Source organism: Nocardiopsis sp. FIRDI 009, from assembly GCF_003386285.1.
Classification (GTDB): domain Bacteria; phylum Actinomycetota; class Actinomycetes; order Streptosporangiales; family Streptosporangiaceae; genus Nocardiopsis.
Window position 1 is genome coordinate 344935 of the sequence record NZ_QPNC01000019.1, and the last position, 18311, is coordinate 363245.

18 protein-coding genes are annotated in these 18311 nt (G+C 73.4%); 6 read left to right on the top strand and 12 right to left on the bottom strand.

Annotation, left to right across the window (positions count from 1 at the left end):
- Positions 1–122 precede the first annotated feature (122 nt).
- On the bottom strand, positions 123–599 hold the full coding sequence (locus DVR05_RS17695; protein WP_116246987.1) for a peroxiredoxin: 477 nt from the start codon (positions 597–599) through the stop codon (positions 123–125).
- Between the two features lie 167 nt (positions 600–766).
- On the opposite strand from DVR05_RS17695, the gene DVR05_RS17700 reads away from it, so the two are divergent.
- Positions 767–1576, top strand: a complete 810-nt coding sequence (locus DVR05_RS17700) for an NAD(P)H-binding protein (protein WP_116246988.1) — start codon at positions 767–769, stop codon at positions 1574–1576.
- 46 nt (positions 1577–1622) lie between these two features.
- On the opposite strand, the gene DVR05_RS17705 is transcribed toward DVR05_RS17700, so the two are convergent.
- The gene (locus tag DVR05_RS17705) at positions 1623–2384 is read right to left on the bottom strand and encodes a MerR family transcriptional regulator (RefSeq protein ID WP_116246989.1); all 762 of its coding nucleotides are present in this window, start codon (positions 2382–2384) and stop codon (positions 1623–1625) included.
- A 138-nt stretch (positions 2385–2522) separates the two neighbouring features.
- On the opposite strand from DVR05_RS17705, the gene DVR05_RS17710 reads away from it, so the two are divergent.
- Positions 2523–3332 (top strand): thioesterase family protein, encoded by an 810-nt coding sequence (locus DVR05_RS17710; RefSeq protein WP_116246990.1) that lies wholly within the window; start codon positions 2523–2525, stop codon positions 3330–3332.
- Positions 3333–3355: 23 nt separating this feature from the next.
- Here the strand turns inward: DVR05_RS17710 and DVR05_RS17715 are convergent, their stop codons facing one another.
- The 4 genes from DVR05_RS17715 to DVR05_RS17730 all read right to left on the bottom strand — a co-directional run bounded on the left by DVR05_RS17715 (position 3356) and on the right by DVR05_RS17730 (position 6767).
- Entirely contained in the window at positions 3356–4102 is a 747-nt protein-coding gene (locus DVR05_RS17715; protein ID WP_232832196.1) for an SDR family oxidoreductase, read from the bottom strand.
- Between the two features lie 93 nt (positions 4103–4195).
- Entirely contained in the window at positions 4196–5041 is an 846-nt protein-coding gene (locus DVR05_RS17720) for a metal ABC transporter permease (protein ID WP_369974552.1), read from the bottom strand.
- A 20-nt stretch (positions 5042–5061) separates the two neighbouring features.
- Complete coding sequence (locus DVR05_RS17725; RefSeq protein WP_116246993.1) at positions 5062–5808, bottom strand: metal ABC transporter ATP-binding protein; 747 nt, start codon at positions 5806–5808, stop codon at positions 5062–5064.
- Positions 5809–5816: 8 nt separating this feature from the next.
- Positions 5817–6767 carry a metal ABC transporter substrate-binding protein gene (locus DVR05_RS17730; RefSeq protein WP_116246994.1) on the bottom strand — a complete coding sequence of 317 codons (951 nt, stop codon included), beginning with the start codon at positions 6765–6767 and terminating at the stop codon, positions 5817–5819.
- A gap of 152 nt (positions 6768–6919) precedes the next feature.
- Between DVR05_RS17730 and DVR05_RS17735 the strand changes: the two genes are divergently transcribed.
- Positions 6920–7882, top strand: coding sequence for an exonuclease domain-containing protein (locus DVR05_RS17735; RefSeq protein WP_116246995.1), 963 nt, complete (start codon positions 6920–6922; stop codon positions 7880–7882).
- 15 nt (positions 7883–7897) lie between these two features.
- Here the strand turns inward: DVR05_RS17735 and DVR05_RS17740 are convergent, their stop codons facing one another.
- Complete coding sequence (locus tag DVR05_RS17740; protein WP_232832197.1) at positions 7898–8554, bottom strand: TetR/AcrR family transcriptional regulator; 657 nt, start codon at positions 8552–8554, stop codon at positions 7898–7900.
- Between the two features lie 111 nt (positions 8555–8665).
- Here DVR05_RS17740 and DVR05_RS17745 point away from each other — a divergent pair, with 111 nt between their 5' ends.
- Entirely contained in the window at positions 8666–9616 is a 951-nt protein-coding gene (locus tag DVR05_RS17745; RefSeq protein WP_116246997.1) for a saccharopine dehydrogenase, read from the top strand.
- Between the two features lie 45 nt (positions 9617–9661).
- On the opposite strand, the gene DVR05_RS17750 is transcribed toward DVR05_RS17745, so the two are convergent.
- Together DVR05_RS17750 and DVR05_RS17755 are read right to left on the bottom strand one after the other, a co-directional pair.
- Positions 9662–10618 carry an NAD(P)/FAD-dependent oxidoreductase gene (locus tag DVR05_RS17750; RefSeq protein ID WP_116246998.1) on the bottom strand — a complete coding sequence of 319 codons (957 nt, stop codon included), beginning with the start codon at positions 10616–10618 and terminating at the stop codon, positions 9662–9664.
- Between the two features lie 221 nt (positions 10619–10839).
- Positions 10840–11976 (bottom strand): hypothetical protein, encoded by a 1137-nt coding sequence (locus tag DVR05_RS17755; RefSeq protein WP_116246999.1) that lies wholly within the window; start codon positions 11974–11976, stop codon positions 10840–10842.
- A 272-nt stretch (positions 11977–12248) separates the two neighbouring features.
- On the opposite strand from DVR05_RS17755, the gene DVR05_RS17760 reads away from it, so the two are divergent.
- Positions 12249–13121, top strand: a complete 873-nt coding sequence (locus DVR05_RS17760) for an AraC family transcriptional regulator (protein ID WP_116247000.1) — start codon at positions 12249–12251, stop codon at positions 13119–13121.
- Positions 13122–13179: 58 nt separating this feature from the next.
- On the opposite strand, the gene DVR05_RS17765 is transcribed toward DVR05_RS17760, so the two are convergent.
- Positions 13180–14481: an MFS transporter gene (locus DVR05_RS17765; RefSeq protein WP_116247001.1), complete on the bottom strand. Its 1302-nt coding sequence runs from the start codon at positions 14479–14481 to the stop codon at positions 13180–13182.
- 199 nt (positions 14482–14680) lie between these two features.
- Here DVR05_RS17765 and DVR05_RS17770 point away from each other — a divergent pair, with 199 nt between their 5' ends.
- A complete protein-coding gene (locus DVR05_RS17770) occupies positions 14681–16039 on the top strand; it encodes a dicarboxylate/amino acid:cation symporter (RefSeq protein WP_116247002.1) in 1359 nt (452 codons plus the stop codon).
- A gap of 48 nt (positions 16040–16087) precedes the next feature.
- Here the strand turns inward: DVR05_RS17770 and DVR05_RS17775 are convergent, their stop codons facing one another.
- Together DVR05_RS17775 and DVR05_RS17780 are read right to left on the bottom strand one after the other, a co-directional pair.
- The gene (locus DVR05_RS17775; protein WP_198659226.1) at positions 16088–16927 is read right to left on the bottom strand and encodes an alpha/beta fold hydrolase; all 840 of its coding nucleotides are present in this window, start codon (positions 16925–16927) and stop codon (positions 16088–16090) included.
- A 22-nt stretch (positions 16928–16949) separates the two neighbouring features.
- The gene (locus tag DVR05_RS17780) at positions 16950–18230 is read right to left on the bottom strand and encodes an MFS transporter (RefSeq protein WP_116247004.1); all 1281 of its coding nucleotides are present in this window, start codon (positions 18228–18230) and stop codon (positions 16950–16952) included.
- Positions 18231–18311 lie beyond the last annotated feature (81 nt).

Genomic DNA, 18311 nt, shown 5'->3' on the forward strand with positions numbered 1-18311 from the left:
GGACCGGCTGGTCTTCCGGGGCGGGGTCGGGCATGGGCGGGTTCCTCAACTGTCCGGGCGGCTCTGGTTCAAGGGTAGGTCCGATCCCTGTCCCGGGCCGGGACCCGCCCGGTTCGAGGTGGTCAGTCGGTCTGTTCGTCCCGCAGCCCCCGGACCACCTCCAGCGCCTCCTCGACGTGCTTGTCGATGACGGTCATCGAGTTGAAGACGTGGCGGACCGTGCCCTGACGGTCGATCACGTAGGTGACCCGGCCGGGGAGCAGACCGAGCACGCTCGGCACGCCGTAGCTCTTGCGGACCCGGCCGTCCTCGTCGCTGACCAGGGTGAACGGCAGTCGGTGCCGGTCGGCGAAGGCGGCGTGCCGCTCCGCGGAGTCGGAGCTGACCCCGATCACCTCGGCGCCCGCGTCGGTGAACACCTCGTGGCTGTCGCGGAAGGCGCACGCCTGGGCCGTGCACCCCGGAGTGTCGTCCTTGGGGTAGAAGTACAGCACCACCGTCCGCTCGCCGAGCCGGTCGTAGAGCCGCACCGGGTCACCGGACTGCGACGGAAGGGTGAAGTCGGGCGCCTTGTCTCCGACCTGGATGCGGTGTGCCATGGCGTGCGTCCTCGTCTCGCGTCGTGGGGGCGGGGCGTTCTCCGCTCCCCCTCCCCCAGGGTCGCACCACCGGCTCGCGGGGGAGCCGCCGGTCTCCAGTCCGGGGCGGATCCGTGTCCGGCGGCGCGTCGCCGGGGATTGTCGCCGCCCGGTGTTTGGGTGTCGGTATGAGTCACAGACCGATTCTGGTGTTGGGGGCCACGGGTTCCACCGGCCGTCGGGTGTCCGCTCTGCTGGGCGCGCGCGGCTACCCCGTGCGGGCGGCGTCGCGGCGCGGGCGGGTCCGGTTCGACTGGACCGATCCGGCCACGTGGGAGGGCGCGGTCGACGGGGCGGAGGCGGTGTATCTGATGGCGCCCGACGGGGTGCCGGTCGATCCGGGGTTCGTGGAGTTGGCCGTGCGCCGTGGTGTGCGTCGGGTGGTGCTGCTGTCGAGCCAGGCGATCGAGGAGATGGGCGACACACGGCTGCTGGACGCCGAACGCGCCGTGCGCGGGTGCGGCGCCGACTGGACGGTGCTGCGGTGCGACTGGTTCGACCAGAACTTCGACGAGGGGTTCCTGGTGGAGTCGGTGCGCGCCGGGCGGATCGTCCTGCCGCTGGGCGGGGTGCGGCAGGCGTTCGTGGACGCCGACGACATCGCGGCGGTGGCGGTGGCCGCGCTGACCGAGGAGGGCCACGCGGGGCGGGTGTACGAGGTAACCGGCCCCGAGGCGCTGTCCTTCGGCGAGGCGGCCGAGGTGATCGGCCGTGTGGCGGGCTACCCGGTGCGCTACGACTCCGACCCCGAGGCGTTCGTGCGCGACCAGGTGGCCGGGGGCCTTCCCCGGGAGGCCGCCGAGGCCGCCGTGGGGGCCTTCGCGGCTCTGGCGGCCCGGGGGGACGGTGTTCCCAGCGACGACGTGCTCCGGGTGACCGGCCGGGCGCCCACGCCCTTCTCCGACTACGCCGTGCGCGCGGCGCCCGCCTGGATGTGACCTCCCCCTGGGCGGTGGCCGGGCCACCGCCCAGGGTCCGCCCGGCTCAGGACTCCAGGCGGTCGGCGTTGGCGGCGAAGGCGTCGCGAAGGTAGGTCGACAGCCCGTCGGCGTGGGCGTCGATGGTGGCGGTGAAGCGGGTGTCGGTCACGTACAGCTCCCCCAGGCCCCGATGGATCTGCGGGGTGCAGTCGTAGAACCAGCGGGTGATGTGCCGGCGGTGCCGTTCGGCCAGATCCATGGCGGTGGCGCTGTCGGCGGGCACGCCCTCGGACATGGCCCGGGCCAGGGCGCGGTAGATTTTCTCGGCCTCGGCGTTGTGCCGCTCCCAGTCCTGTCTGGTGTAGCGGCCGACCCGGCGCTGGGACCGGGCCCAGGCGTCGGTGTGGCCCCAGCGCCGTTCGGCTTCGGCGGTGTGGGCGTCCACGTCGAAGTCGCCGAAGAGTTCGAGGCGTTCCTCGGCGGTCAGGTCCAGTCCCATGCTGTCTGCCTCCATCAGGCGTTCCAGCGCCCGGGCCACGGTGCGCAGGCGGTCGATGCGTTCGGTCACCAGTCGGTGTTGACGGGCCAGGTGGGCGCGGGTGTCGGTCGAGGGGTCGTCGAGCAGGGCCGCGATCTGGTCCAGGCCGAAGCCGAGCTCCCGGTAGGTGAGGATCTGCCGCAGGCGTTCGAGGTCGGCCTCGCTGTAACTCCGGTAGCCGGAGGGTGTGCGCTCGGCCGGGACGAGGAGGCCGATCCGGTCGTAGTGGTGCAGTGTGCGCACCGTCTGGCCGCTGATCCGGGCGACCTCGCCCACGCTGTGGCCCATGCGTCCCCCGCCCGTCGTCACTGGTGGTGCCGTGGTCATGACGCTAGGGCCTGACGTCGCGTCAGGGTCAAGGCGGCGGTGCGGGAAAGGGGTGCCTCGGGTGTCGACCACTAACCTACTCGCCGGTAACATAACCGCATGAGCCTTGACCACACCTCCGCCGGCTTCGAGTACGACCGGGACACCCGCGTCGACAAGACGGACGGCGGAACGTTCACAGCCACCGTCACCGACGGGTGGACGACCTTCACCACCCACCCCAACGGGGGCTACGTCCTCGGCATCGCCCTCAACGCCCTCGGCCAGACCCTGAGCCAGCCCGACCCCGTGGCCGTCTCCGCCTTCTTCCTGCGCCCCGCGGCCCCCGGCGAGGTGCTCGTGCGTACCGAGACCGTGCGCGAGGGCCGTCGCACCGCTACCGGCCAGGTCGTTCTGGAACAGGGCGGCAAGGAGGTCATGCGCGCCACGGCCACCTACGGCGACCTGTCCCCCAACGGCGGGCGCGAACTCCACCTGGAGGGCCCGCCCGACCTGCCCGACCCCGACCGGTGCCCCGTGCCCACCGAGTTCGACCGGCCCGACGGCGTCACCATCGCCCACCGCCTGGACTACCGCTACCCGGAGCGCCCGGGGTGGCTGGACGGTCGTACCGACGGCCGCCCCCACGACGAGTTCTGGCTGCGCTTCGCCGACGGTCGCGAGGCCGACACCCACTGCCTGCCCGCGATGGTGGACTTCGCCGTGCCCGCCGTACTGAACATCGGCGAGTTCGGCACCATCACCGTGGAGCTGACCGCGCACGTGCGCGCCCGCCCCGCCCCCGGGTGGCTCGCCTGCCGGGTCTTCACCAAGCACGTCTCCGGCGGCTACCACGAGGAGGACATGGAGATCTGGGACAGCCAGGGCACCCTGGTCGCCCAGGCCCGCCAACTGGCGATGCTGTTGTGATCCCTGCGCCCGGGGCCGCGCCCCTACCGGGAACCGCGCGGCCCCGGGCGCAGGGTGATCTCCCCGACCTGGGCGTCGCGTGGCAGGTCCAGCACGTCGGCGATCGTCGACGCCACCGTCTCGGGGCGGATGCAGGCAGCGGGGTCGTAGCCGTGACCGAACGCGGCCCTGGTGCGGCGCAGCAGGTCGGTGGCGGTGCCCGCCGGGTGGACGCTGGTCACCCGCACCCCGTGTTCGGCCTCCTCGGCCCGCAGGGCGTCGGCCAGTTCCGCCAGACCGGCCTTGCTCGCGGTGTAGGCGGACCAGGAGGGGACGCCGCGCACCCCCGGGGCGGCGTTGACGAACACCACGTGTCCGGCGCGGGCACGCAGGGCGGGCAGGAGCAGGCGGGTGAGCTCCGCCGCCGATACCAGGTTCACGGTCAGCGTCTCGTGCCACAGCGCGACCGGGGAGGCGGCCACGGTGGCCACGGGGGTGATCCCCGCGCAGTGCACCAGGGCGTCCGGCGCCCCGACCCCGGCCGCCGCCTCCGCCAGCGACTCCGGTTCCCGCAGGTCGACCGGGACGGGCACCACACCCGGGTGCTCTCCGGCCAGGGCCGCCAGGCGTTCGGGGTCACGCCCCAGCGCGAACACCGGGCGTCCGCGTGCGGCCAGGGTGCCGACCACGGCCGAGCCGATTCCGCCGGTCGCGCCCGTGACCACGACCCCGCCCGTCACCCCGCCGTGGTCGGCCCGTTCGACCGGTCCGGTTCCCATCGCCGCACTCATGGGGTGCATTCTCGCACCGCCCGATCCGCGTCACCCGTTCCGGTCGAACGACTGAGGTGTCCCCCGCGCGTCCCCCCGCGCGGGGGACACGCCTCACGCCCGGGTCCGGGCGCGCGCCCGCAGCGCCCGAGCCCCCCGTCCGCGCCAGAGCACGCCCTGGCGGGGCGAGAACAGGTAGGCCAGGCCGAAGGCGCATGCCTGTGCCAGCACGATCGACCCGCCCGTGGACACGTTGACGTGGAAGCTGGCGTACACGCCGACGAAGGCCGCAGCCACGGCCACCGACGCCGAGATCAGCAGCATGCGCTCGAACCGGTCGGTGAGCAGGTAGGCGGTGGCGCCCGGGATGATGACCATCGCCACCACCAGGATGATCCCCACCGCCTGGAGGGCGACCACGACGGTGACCGACAACAGCCCCAGCAGCAGTGTCTCCAGCAGGCGCGGGTTGATGCCGAGCGCGTGCGCGTGGACCGGGTCGAACGCGTACAGGGTCAGGTCCCGGTGCTTGTACCAGACCACGGCCAGCACGACCGCGGCCAGGACCACGACCTGCCAGATGTCGGCGTCGGAGACCCCCAGGACGTTGCCGAACAGGATGTGGCTCAGGTCGGTCTGGCTCGGCACCCGGGAGACGAGCACCAGCCCCAGGGCGAACATCGCGGTGAACACGACCCCGATGACCGCGTCCTCCTTCACCCGCGAGGTGCGGTTGACCACACCGATCAGGGCCACCGATCCGCCCCCGAACACCAGGGCGCCCACGGCGAAGGGCGCCCCGAACAGGTAGGACAGGACCACGCCGGGCAGGACGGCGTGGGAGACCGCGTCGCCCATGAGCGACCAGCCCACCAGGGTCATCCAGCACGAGAGCACGGCGCACGCCACCCCGGCCACGACGCTGACCAGCAGGGCGCGCTGGACGAACTCGAACTGCATGGGTTCGGTGAACCACTGGATCAGGGCGTCCACGCGGCGACTCCCTCCGTGGGGCGGACCCCGAAGGCCTCCATGAGGACCTCCGGGCGCAGGACCTCGTCCGGTGTTCCGTGGGCGAGCAGGCGGCGTTGCAGCAGGGCGGCCTCGTCGCACAGTTCGGGTACCTGGGCCAGGTCGTGGGTGGACACGAGCAGGGTGGTCCCCTCCTGGCGCAGGGAGCCCAGCAGTTCGACGATGGTGCCCTCGGAGCGCTTGTCCACCCCGGCGAAGGGTTCGTCGAGCAGCAGGACGTCGGCGCCCTGGGCGATGGCGCGGGCGACGAAGGCGCGTTTGCGCTGGCCGCCGGAGAGGGCGCCGATCTGGCGGTCGGCCAGGTCGGTCAGGTCGACGCGGTCCAGGGCGTGGTCGACGGCCTGCCGGTCGGTGGCGCGGGGGCGGCGGCGCGCACCCATGTGCCCGTAGCGGCCCATCATGACGACGTCGCGCACGCGCACGGGGAAGGCCCAGTCGACCTGTTCGGACTGGGGGACGTAGCCGACCAGTCCCTCCCTGCGCGCGGCCGAGCTGGCGCGGCCCAGGATCCGGACCTGGCCCCGGTCGGTGGGAACCAGGCCCAGGATGGTCTTGAACAGGGTGGACTTGCCCGAACCGTTGGTGCCGAGCAGGCCGCAGACCCGCCCGGGTCGCACGGTGAGGCTGACGTCCTCCAGGGCGAGGACGTCGCCGTAGCGGACGGTCGCCCCGGTGACCTCGATGGCGGGGATCATGGCTCTCCTCACCCGGCGCTCTCGGTGAGGCCCTCGACGATGGCCTCGGCGTCGTAGCGGATCAGGTCCAGGTAGGTGGGGACGGGGCCGCCCTCCTCCGACAGGGAGTCGACGTACAGGACGCGGCCCATCTCGGCGCCGGTCTCGCGGGCGACCGAGCGCTGGGTGCTGTCGTTGACGGTGCTCTCGCAGAACAGGGTGGGGACGTCGTTGGAGCGGACGAACTCGGTCACGGCGGCGGTCTGCTGGGGGGTGGCCTCGCCCTCGGAGTTGACCGACCACAGGTACATCTCGGTCAGTCCGGCGTCGCGTGCCAGGTAGGGGAAGGCTCCCTCGCAGGTGACCAGGGCGCGGCTGGACTCGGGGACCTCGGCCAGTTCGCTCTCCAGGAAGGCGCCGACCTCGGCGATCTCGGCCTTGTAGGACTCGGCCGCGGCGTCGTAGTCCGCCTCGCCCTCGGGGTCGAGTTCGACGAGGGCGTCGCGGATGTTGTCGACGTAGATCTGGGCGTTGTCGGGGGACATCCAGGCGTGCGGGTTGGGTTCGCCCTCGTAGTCGCCCGAGGCGATGGGGATGGGTTCGATGCCCTCGCTGATGGTCGCGGTGGGGGCGTCGATGCGGTCGGTGAACTGCTGGAACCAGGCCTCCAGACCCATGCCGTTCTCCAGGATGAGGTCGGCGTCCTGACCGCGGGCCAGGTCGTCGGGGGTGGGTTCGTAGACGTGGATGTCGACGCCGGGGCGGGTGATGGAGACGACCTCGACCCGGTCGGCGGCCACGTTGCGCGCCATGTCGGCGATGACGGTGAACGTGGTCAGGACGAGGGGGCGCCCGTCCTGGTCGGTGTCGCCGGAGGAGGGCGAACCGGCGGAGCAGGCGGTCAGGGCGAGGCCGGTCGTGGCCGCGGCGAGCACGATCGACCACGATCTTGAGGGGGAATCATCTCTAAAGTTCGGCACGCCTAACTTTTTATCACAGGGAAACCAAACTCCACCACGGGGGTGGATCACACCGGGGCGGAGCGCGACCGCTCCGATTCCGGACCCACCGGAGCGGTCGGACCGGTACCCTCCAAACGTTCGGACGGTGAGTGACGTGCGGGAGGTGCCCGGTGGCCGACACCTGGACCGCGATCGACTTCGAGACCGCCAACCAGGACCGGGGCAGCGTCTGCGCGGTCGGGCTCGTGCGGGTGGTCGACGGCGAGCCGGTGGAGCGCCACTCCACCCTGATCCGCCCGCCCGACCCCGTCGGCCACTTCTCCCACCACAACGTCGCCGTCCACGGCATCACCGCGACCGACGTCGCCGACGCCCCGGCCTGGGAGGCCGTCTGGCGGCGCATCCTCGACTTCGCCGACGGCGGCGCCCTGGTCGCGCACAACGCCCCCTTCGACATGGGGGTGGTGCGGCGCGCGTGCGCCCACACCGGTCTGGGGCACCCCGCGATCGACTACGCCTGCACGCTCGCGCTGTCCCGGCGCACCTGGCGCACCCTGGCCGACCACCGCCTGCCCACCGTGTGCGCGCACATCGGCCATCCGGTCACCCGCCACCACCGCGCCGACGCCGACGCCGAGGCCGCCGCCCGCGTCATGATCGCGGCGATGGCCGAGCACGGCACCACGTCCCTGGGCGAGTTGTCCCGCGCCGCGGGGCTGCGTCTGGGGCGGCTGGACGCCGTGACGGACCCGCCCCCACCCGTCACCGCCCCCGCCGCCTCCGCGCCCGTCCAGGACCGGTTCGACCGGTGGCGGCGGGCCGCCGAGACTACCCTGCCCGAGGCCGCGGCCGACGCCGACCCCTCCGGCCCCCTGTACGGGCGCACCGTGTGCGTGTCCGGCGACCTGTCGGCCATGGACAAGCCCGAGGCGTGGCGACGCATCGCCGAGGCGGGTGGCCACCCCGCCAAGAACGTCACCCGGAAGACCGACGTGCTGGTGGTGGGCGACCACGCCGGGACCGGCAAGACCGCCAAGCAGGCGCGGGCCGAGACCTACCGCGAGCGCGGTCAGCGCATCGACATCATCACCGAGGCCGACCTGCTGGCCCGGCTCGGCATGGCCGGGGCCTGAGGAGGGCCCGGCCCCTCACCGCGCCGACGCGCCGGGGGCGGGCGCCAGGTCGGTCACCTGCCGCAGGAGGGCCTCGGTGGCCCACGCGCGCCAACGGTCGACGCTCCAGCCGCACTGGACAGTGTGCAGCGTGAACACCTCGGGGCTGAGCAGTGCCAAGGCGGTGTCGGCGGCCTCCTGCGCGGTCAGCCCCGGGCGCAGCGCCCCGCGTTCGGCGAGGCGTTCGGCGAAGGCGCGCTGCACCGCCCTGCGCTGGCCGACGTTGGTCCGCCACAGTGCGCGAAGGTCGTCGTCGGAGTCGGCCGCGCCGCGCAGGACCTCGGCCAGCGGGGCCACCCGTTCCATGACCGCGGTGGCCCCGGCCACCTGGAGCCGGATCTGCTCGGCGGCGTCGGGTGCGGACAGCGCCTCGCGCGCCCAGGGGCGGTCCAGGGTGGCCACGGGTTCGGCGTCCCCGGCCACGGCCTGGTCCAGGGCCTCCTTCAGGACCGCCGCCTTGGTGCCGAAGGCGTTGTAGACGGTCTGGGCGGCCACCCCCGCCTCCTTGGCCACACTCTGGATGCTGGTGGCCGCGTAACCCCTCGTGGTGAACAGCCGGGTCGCGGCCTCGGCGACGCGGGCGCGGGTCGCGCGGGTCCGGGCGAGGCGCCCGTCGGTGCCGTGTGTGCTCATGGCCACCATCCTACGAGTTGACTGTAGTGGCGCTCCACTTATCTTATTAGATCATAACTACAGAAACTTTCGGCGTCGCCGAGGAGCGACACCGGGACGGAAGGGGCGGACATGCGGGTTCTGGTACTGGGTGGCTACGGAGCTGTGGGATCCCTGGTCATTGAACGGCTGCGCGCGTGGGGTCACACCTGTTGGAGCGCGGGCCGCGACCCCCGGCGCGCTGACCGCGTCGTGGACGCCGGCTCCCCGGAGACGGGCGGGTTCCGGGAGGCGGTGGAGGACGCGGACGTGGTGGTCAACACCTCCGGAGCCGAGGACCCGGCCCTGGTCGCCATCGCCGCCCAGCGGGGTGCGGCCTTCGTCGACGCCACCGCCACCCACACCTACGTGGCGGCCGTGGAACGGCTGTCCCCACGCGCACCGGTCCTGCTCAACGTCGGACTCGCGCCCGGCCTGACCAACCTGCTCGCCGCCGACCTGCACACCCGCGCTCCGGGCGGCGCTCCGATCGACCTGGCCGTCGTCCTGGGCGCCGGTGAGGAACACGGGGCGGCGGGCGCGGCGTGGGCGTTCGGCCTGCTGGGCCGTTCCTTCCCCGACCCGGCCACCCGCACACCGGTGCGCAACTACACGCGCCCGTCGGTGTTCACCCTGCCCGGCCAGGGTCGGCGGCGTCTGTACCGGGCCGACTTCAGCGACCAGCACGTCCTCACCCGCGACCTCGGCCGACCGGTGCGCACCCACTTCGGCGTGGACTCCGCGCCCCTGACCGTCGCCCTGGCCGCTCTCACCCGGCTGCCCGGCGCCCGCCGCCTGCCCACCGGATTCCACCTGCCCGGCTCGGAGACCTGGACGGTCCTCGCGCGCGCCGGGGAGCGCGTGCGCTGGGCGCGCGGGCACGGTCAGTCTCGGGCCACCGCCGCCCTGGCCGCCTGGGCCGTCACACTGACGGACGGCCTGGAGGCGGGGGTGCACCACCTGCACGGGGTGGCCGCGCTGGCGGATCTGCCCGAGGACCTGCCGCTGACCCTGGGCGAGACGGTCCGCCCGGGCGTCCGCTGACCCGGATCTCCCCCCGGAGTCGGGTGACCCGACCGGGCACGCGGCTCAGGCCGGGGAGTACCGTTCCGCGCGGGCGCTCGCGGCCCCGGCCGCGTCCTCGGCGACCAGGTCGGCGTTGACGTCGGTGGCGGCCGTGACCCCGGCCCCCTCGGCGGCGGCGACCATCGCCGCCAGGTCGCTGGTGTTGCCCGCCGCCCAGACCCCCGGGAGGCCGGTCCGTCCCATCGGCCCCGCGGCGACGAACGCCCCCGTCGGATGTTCGGTGAGCGTTCCGCCGAGCTGTTCGTACAGGTCCGAGCGGGCGCTGAAGCGGGGGGTGACGGTCACCGCGTCCACCGGGAACTCGTGCCCGTCAGCGAGGACGACCGCCCGCAGCACGCCGCGGTCGACGCGCAGCATCCGCACCGCGCCGTCCACGACCCTGATGTCCAGCGCGGCCAAATGCTCCCACGCCTCGTCGTCCGGGTCGGGCATGGTGTGGACGAAGAGGGTGACGTCCTGGCTGAGTTGCCGGAACATCAGGGCCTGGTGGACGCTGGTGGGACCGGTGCCCAGCACGCCGATCCGCTGTCCACGCACCTCCCAGCCGTGGCAGTAGGCGCAGTGCAGGACGCTTCGGCCCCACAGTTCCCGCACCCCCGGGACGGCGGGGAGTTCGTCGACGAGTCCCGTCGCGAGCAGGAGCCGCCGCGCCCGCACGGTCGGGCCCACGGCCAGGTCCACCTCGAAGACCCCGCCCCGGCGGCGCGCGGCCACGGCCCGGTCCTCGTGGACCCTCGCCCCGTACCGTTCGGCCTCCGCGCGGCCCGCGGCGAGCAGGTCGCGCGGGACGACGCCGTCCAGGCCCAGGACGTTGTGCGCATCCTCGGCCGGGGCGTTGCGCGGTTCACCGTCGTCCACGACGACCACCGACCGCAGCGACCGCGCCAGTGTGACGGCCGCGCTCAACCCCGCCGGGCCGCCTCCGATGACCGCCACGTCCACGTTCTGTTCCGTGTTCACTGTGACATCCCTCCCCGTTGTGTGGTCCGGCCCCGCTCGGGATGGTTTCGGCGGGGTCGGGTCGCGGCGGTCGGAGGACGGACTCGGGGGAACCGTCCGGCAGGAGGCGGTCCGGTGCGGGCGACGTCGTCCGCGTCCAGCCGGTCGGCGAGCGCCCACCCGCGCGCCACCGACGACTCCTGACGCCGGTGGCGCACCCGGGCGCGAGGCCGCTGCCCCGGTCAGCCGCGGCTCCCGTAGCGCAGGATGGCGCCGATGTCCGTGCTGGGCTCGCCGTTCTCGCGCAGTTCGGTGAACCCGGAGTCGGACATCACCGCCGACCGCAGCATCAGCGCGCTGGCCGGGGCCCGGAAGGCGGTGTTGGGGTCGTCCATGTCGTTGCTGTGCACCCCCACCAGGATCGGTTCGCTCGGCGAACCCCACAGCTGCGGTTCGCGGTCGCGGTCGGCCCCCACCAGAAGGGTGCGCACCCGCGCCTCCGACAGCATCGGCAGCGTGGGCTCGGTGCCCGCCACGGCCTGGTCGTGGGCGAGTTTGCGGTAGTACTCCGCGGCCACGTGCTCCTGACCCTGCTCGACGAACTCGCGCAGAGCCTCGGCGGCCGCCTCGTGCAGGCGCTCCTCGGCGTCGGGACCGCCGCGCCCGCCCGCGACCAGCAGGATCGGCGTGTCGAGCCTGCGCTCGGCCAGGTTGTCGCGCAGGTAGGCGATCGCCTCGGGGTCACCGCCGACGAAGATCACCTCCGCGTCGACCTCCGCGACCGCGTCCCGGACGTGCTCGGCGACCTTGGCGGTGTTCTCCCGCCACAGGTCCTGGGCGACCTGCTTGCCGGGGAAGCGCCCGTTGTAGCCGCCCAGGTTGCCGGGGCCTCCCCGGCTCATGACGTCGATGCCGTGCAGATCCTTGCCGGTCAGGTCGCGGTCCGCCGCGGGCCTGCGGGACGGGGTGGCGGGGTAGGCGGTCACGTGCGCGTTGACGCGGTCCAGCGCCACCAGGACGTAGGGCAGGTGGCGGCCCCGGTCGATGGCCACGGGCAGCACGTCGGGGATCGGCAGCCACGTGGCGCGGTCCTGCCTGGGGGGTTCGGTGAGCGTGTGCGTGGCCAGGAGCTGACCGTCGGAGGCGAACAGGGACTGGCCGTGCGTACCGAACGCCCGCGAGTCCCCCTCGCCGACGGCCTCCTCCAGGGCGTTGAGCGTGGCCTCGTCGGTGCCCAGGGAGGCCAGCTCCTCGCGCAGGTGGCGCCAGCGCAGCTCGATTTCCTTGTCGGCGTCCCTGGTGCTGCGGCTGGTGTCCAGGTGCACCGAGGCCACCGGAGTGTCGCTTTCGTACAGAGGACGCAGAAAACCAAGGTCCATGTGTCCGCGGAGCGTGTGTTCCCCGCCCCGCTCACCTCCTTCTCAGGGTCGGCCGTCAGGCCATCCTGGTTTCCATGGTGCGCGCCCGCGGGGGTCGGCACGTCGGACCAGACGCGCTTCTTGCCCAACGATGTCCTGGGCTTGCCCGAGCCAAGAGGCGCGGCGACGGGTCCGTGGAGCCCGAACGGACCTGACCGGAACCGACCCGGGACTGTCGGGTCCGAACGGTGCCGCCACTCCTAACGTTGGCGGTGGAAAAGGGAGGTGGGACCGTGTTGGAACGGCTGAACCGGGCTCTGGAGCGGATCGAGGACGACCTCGGCGGCGAGGTGGACGTGGCGGCGGTGGCGCGTGAGGCGCTCACCACCGAGCACCACTTCCGGCGGATGTTCTCGGCGCTGGCCGGAATGCCGTTGTCGGAGTACGTGCGGCGGCGCCGCCTGACGCTGGCCGGGGCCGAGGTGCTCGACGGGCGGCGCACCCTGCTGGAGGTCGCGGTACGCCACGGCTACGGGTCGGCGGAGGCGTTCACCCGGGCCTTCCGCGCCCTGCACGGGGTGAGTCCGGGCCAGGCCCGGCGCGCTGGAGCGGTCCTGCGCTCCCAACCCCGACTGATGTTTCGCCTGACCGTCGAAGGGAGCGAGGACATGCGTTATCGCGTCGTGGACAAGGAGGCGTTCCGCCTGGTGGGCCACAGGGCGCGCGTGCCGCTGGTGCACGAGGGGCCGAACCCGGCCATCGAGGGGTTCGTCCGGGGACTGGGCGCGAAGGAGCACGCCCGGCTCGCGCGGATGAGCGACCAGGAGCCCGAGGGGCTGCTCTCGGTGACCGACGACATCGACCCCGACCGCGGGGAGGGCAGCGAACTGGACTACTACCGGGCCGTCGCCACGACCGCCCCCGCCCCCGAGGGCATGGACACGCTGGAGGTGTCGGCCAGGACGTGGGCGGTCTTCCCGTTCGAGGCCGCCGCCGACGAGATGCCCGAGGCCGTGCAGCGGTTGTGGGCCGACGCCTACGCGCAGTGGTTCCCGTCGAACCCGGCCTACCGGACGGTCGCGGGACCCGAGATCCTGCGGGTGGAGTACGCCGCGGACGGCAGCGGGGCCGAGGGTGAGCTCTGGGTGCCGGTGGAGCGGGCCTGAGCACGCGGGGCGCCGTCCGGAGGGGACGGCGCCCCGCCGGTGGGCCCGCGTTCGGGGGTCAGTCCCCGGCCCCGGCCAGGGCGCGTTCGATGGCGGCGGTGGTCAGGTGGCGGGCCGCCACCACCACGAGCGCGAAGCTGAGCGCCCCCGACACCAGGAAGGGCGCTGACAGCGCCGCCGTGCGCCCCACCATCCCTTCGAGGGCCGCCGCGACGCCGCCGCCCAACGCCATCCCGATCGGGGCGGCGCCCCACCCCAGGGTGCGGTAGGCCGACAGCACACGGGAGAGCAGCCGGTCGGGGATGACGCGCTGACGCAGCGACAGGGTGAGCACGTTCCACCACACGACGGTGAACCCGACCATGACCCACAGCACCGCGAACAGCGCCACGTCGGGAAACACCGCGACGGCGGTGTAGGCCGCGCCCTGGACGGCCAGGGCCAGGGCGAGCGTGGCGCCGGGCGGCACGCGCGGGATCAGCCACGGTACGAACTGGGCTCCGACGATCATCCCGGCGGCCGTGGCGGTGAGCAGCAGCCCGTACCCGCGCGGCCCCAAGCCCAGTACGTCTTGGGCGAACAGCACCAGGATCGCGCTGTTCATCGTCCCCGCCAGGTTGGACAGCGCCAGAACCAGGGCCAGGGTGCGCAGGAGCCGGTGCCGCCACAGCCACACCACCCCCTCCACCAGCATCACGCGCATCGGGGGGTGCTCCTCCCCCTCCGCGACCCCGAACCGGCGCGGACCGCCGCGCAGGGTGAGCAGCACCAGCACGGCGCACGCCACGAGCGCGGCCTGCGCACCGAACGCCCACGCCACGGACACCGCGACCAGGAGCCCGGCCACCGGGGCGCCCACGAACCGGCTCGCGACCTCCCCGACGCTGAACAGGGTGCCGTTGGCGCGCTCCAGACGCTCACGCGGCACGACCGACGGCAGCAGCGCCTGGGCCGTGTTGTCGAACAGCACCTCGCACACCCCGACCAGCAGCGCCGCCGCCACCACGGCCCCCACCCCGGCCGTGTCCGTCGCCACCAGCACGGTCAGGGTGGCCAGGACCATCGCCTTGCCGCCGCCGGAGAGCGCCATCAGGCGCCGCCGGTCCACCCGGTCCCCCACGACCCCCGCGACCAGCGCCATGAGCAGCCACGGCAGCCGGGTGGCCGCACCGACCGCGGACACCACCAGGGGGTCGTCGGTCAGAGTGGAGGCGTACCAGGGCAGGGCGACCAGCGCGACGCCGTCGCCGAGGTTGCCCAGGGCGCTGGCGCACAACAGCCGCCAGTAGTCGCCGCCCAGCCGTTCACGTTCGGGGGCGGGGCGGACTCGGGACCGTTCCTCGTCGTCGGCCGCGGTCACGGGGGCCTTTCAGATCGGGGGTGGGAAGGCCCACTATGACACGGGGCGGGCCCGGTTGCCCCGGGTTCCGTCACCCGCGGAACGGACCAGGTCGGTTCGGTCGCGCGGTGTGACCGCGGAGACACGATCGTGACGTGTGTCCCGGGTCACGCTTCGGTATGAACCGACCACCCGTTCCCCCCACCGCATAAGGACGACGATGTCCACGACCACCCCCTCGGCGCCGCGTTCACCGTGGCGCCGCTACCTCGACATCCCCCTCATCTGGAAGATGGCCGTCGCCCTGGCCGGGGGCGTGGCCTTCGGCCTGGCCACCAACCTGCTGGGCTGGCAGGACTGGGCCCTGCCCGTCCTGGAGCCCCTCGGCGAACTCTTCCTGCGCCTGCTGAGGATGCTGATCCTCCCGCTGATCATCACCACCCTGATCGCGGGCGTGGCCGCGCTCTCCCCCCAGCGCCTGGGCCGTATCGGCCTCAAGGTCCTAGCGTTCTACCTGGTCACGTCGGCGCTGGCGATGACGGTCGGGGTGGCGCTGGCTCTGGCGGTCTCCCCCGGGGCCGGGCTCGACGTCCCCGAACGGGGGCAGGAGGAGCCCGAACCGACACCCGTGACCGAGGTCCTGCTCGACATCGTCCCCGCCGACCCGTTCCAGGCCCTGGCCGAGGGCAACGTCCTGGCCGTGATGTTCGGCGCTGTCGTGGCGGGGCTGGCCCTGGCCTTCATGCTCGGCAGCGCGGACGACCGCGTGCGGGAGTCGGGGGTTCTGCTCAAGCGCGTCGTGGACGGCGCGGTCGAGCTGGTCTTCAAGGTCGTGCGCGGCGTCCTGGAGTACGCACCGGTCGGCGTGTTCGCGCTGATCGCCGCCGTGCTGGCCGAGACCGGCACCGACGTGATCGTGCCCCTGCTGCGGCTCACGGCCGTCGTCTACGGGGCGATCCTCGTCCAGATCATCGCCTACGTCCTCATCCTGGCGCTGTTCCGGGCGCCGCTGGGACGATTCCTCGCGGCGGCCAAGGACCCGATGCTGACCGCCTTCGTCACCCGCTCCAGCAGCGGAACCCTCCCGGTCACCACCCAGGCGGCCCGGAGGATGGGGGTGCGCGAGGGCGTCTACGGGTTCAGCCTCCCGCTGGGCGCCACCATCAACATGGACGGCACCGCGATCTACGTGGGCGCGGCCACCGTCTTCGTCGCCGACATCGCCGGGGTCCAGCTCACCCTCGGACAACTGTTCACGGTCGTGCTGGTGGGTGTGCTGGCCTCGATCGGCACGGCCGGGGTCCCCGGGGCCGGACTGGTCATGCTGTCACTGGCGGTGAGTTCGGTGGGGCTGCCCCTGGCCCCGGTCGGCTGGGTCGCCGGGATCGACGCGATCCTGGACATGGGCCGCACGATGTGCAACGTCACCGGTGACCTGACCGCCACCAGGGTCGTGGCGGGGACGGAACGGGGGATGCTGGGCGACCCCGATCGCCCCGACGAGCCCCCGACTGGCGCCGACGGCGGATCGGTCCGCGACGGCTCGGGCGACCCCGGTGTCGCGCCCGGCCAGGGCTGACATCCGCGGGAGCGGCCCGCCGGGGCCCGGGAGCGGGTCGGACGCCGCTCACCCGCTCCGGCGGGCGCGCCTGTGCTCCAGGAACCGGCGCAGGACCTCGTTGAACCGGTCCGGTCGTTCCAGGTTGGGTAGGTGGGCGGCCCCCTCCACGATCTCCAGCACCGAGTCCGGCACGAGCACGTGCATGGCCTCGGCGATCTCGGGCGGGGTGAAGGGGTCCTCCCTGCCCGCCACCAGGAGCGTCGGACACGACACCCGTTTGAGCAGTGGCACGTGGTCGGGTCGCCGGGCCCGCCCCCGCAGGGCGGCCGCGGCCCCCTCCGGCGGGGTCGCGCGCATCATGGCGCGCACGTGCGCGGCGACCCCGGGCATCCCACGCACGTTGGCCGGGCTCATCATGCCCACGATCATCTCGTCGGCGTACCCGTCCATGCCCTCGGCCGACAGGCGCTCGGCCGTCCGCTGGCGTTCCCGCCGGCCCTGCTCGGTCTCGGCGTGCGGGGTGGTGGCCGCCAGGGTGAGTGTGTCGACCCCGTCGGGGAAGAGCCGGTACAGCTCCAGCGCGACCTGGGCCCCCATCGACAGCCCGACGATCCCCACCACGTCCAGTCCCAGGCGGTTGAGCAGGGCCGCCAGGTCGCGGGCGAACGTCTCCAGGGTCGTGGTCCCAGGGACGACCGAGCTGTTTCCGTACCCGCGCAGGTCGGGGGCGATGACCCGGTAGCCGCGCCCGGCCAGGGCCCGTACCTGCGGGTCCCACATCGTGCGGTCGAAGGGGTGGCCGTGGATCATCAGAAGGGGGTAGCCGGCTCCACGGTCGGTGTAGCTGACGTCGATCCCGCGCACGGAGGCAGTGCCCGGGCTGTCGCTGTTCGCGGTATTCGTCATCTGATATCCCACGGCCTCGATGCTATTGGCTCGCACACGAACTGTCTCGGTCCCGTCGCGCACCGGAGCGCGCCCACACCGCCGCGGCCAGCAGATAGGGGGCCGCGAACAGGGCGAAGGTCTGCGCGTGTCCGAGGAGGGCGAACACGCCCGCGTACACGGCGTAGGAGGTGAGGGTGAGGCCGTCGGTGCCCAGCCCGGCCAGGGAGGTCACCGTGGCGCGGCTGGGGCCGGTGATACCGTCCTGCAACCGTGCGTCGACGAGGACGTCCATGGCCTGGCAGGTGCCGAAACCCACTCCGATCAGAACCCACCCGACGGGGCCGCCCAGCAGCGCGCCCGTCCCGATCGCGATCCCGGCCGCCCCCAGCAGCCACGGCAGGGCGGGGGCGGGCAGGCGTGCGGCGGGACCGGCGGCCAGCCCGCCGACGCTGGCGCCGGTCCAGGCCACCAGGACGACGAACGGCACCGTCTCGACCGGGGTGCCGGACTCGATCGCCAGCAACGGCAGGTACTCGTCCAACACACCCCAGAACGTTCCGACCACGACCACGAGCACGATCGCCGCACGCACGGTGCGGCTGGCACGGGCCTCGGCCAGTCCGGCGCGCAACGCGGCGGTGTAGGCGGACACGGACGGCGCCTCGGCGGCCTCCGCGTCGTCCGCGCCGTCGTCGCGGGTACGCCTCCCGTCGGCCGGGGTCGTCACGGCGCCCGCACGGTGTTCGGGCAGGGCCAGCCCGGCGAGGGAGCACAGCACGCACGCGGCGACGCTCGCCGCGCCGACCGCCGGATAGCCGCCCGCGGACATGACGGGGATCGCCAGCAGCACGGCGCCGCCCGCGGCCACCACCCCCAGTGTGCGCCGCACGCCCATGACCGCGGCGTAGCGGTCCCCCGCGCCCCGGAGGGCGAGCTCGGTGTGCACCAGCGCCTCCAGGGCGCCGGAGGACAGGGCGCCGCCCGCCCCCCACAGGACGAAGCCCAGGGCGAAGGCCCAGTAGGAGGGCGCCACCAGCCACAGGGTGAAACCCACGGCGGACAGGAGCGGGGCGGCGGCCAGCAGGTAGCGTCGCGGGACCACGTCGGCCCAGGCGCCGGACGGCACGGCCACCAGGAGCCCGGTCGCGGACCAGACGAAGAACAGGGAGCTGATCTGGGCCACCGACAGGCCGTGCTCATGGAACAGCAGCGCGTACAGGGGGTAGAGGAGGATGAACTCCTCGGTGGCGGCGTAGGCGTACAGCGGCAGCGTCAGACGCGCCGTGCGGGCGTCGGGCGCACGGGAGGACAGGGTCGGCATGAAGGTCTTTCGGTCGCACGACAAAGGACACCGGGTGTGGGGTCCTCCCGGTGGTCCGCGTGCGTGTGCCGTCGACCGGCC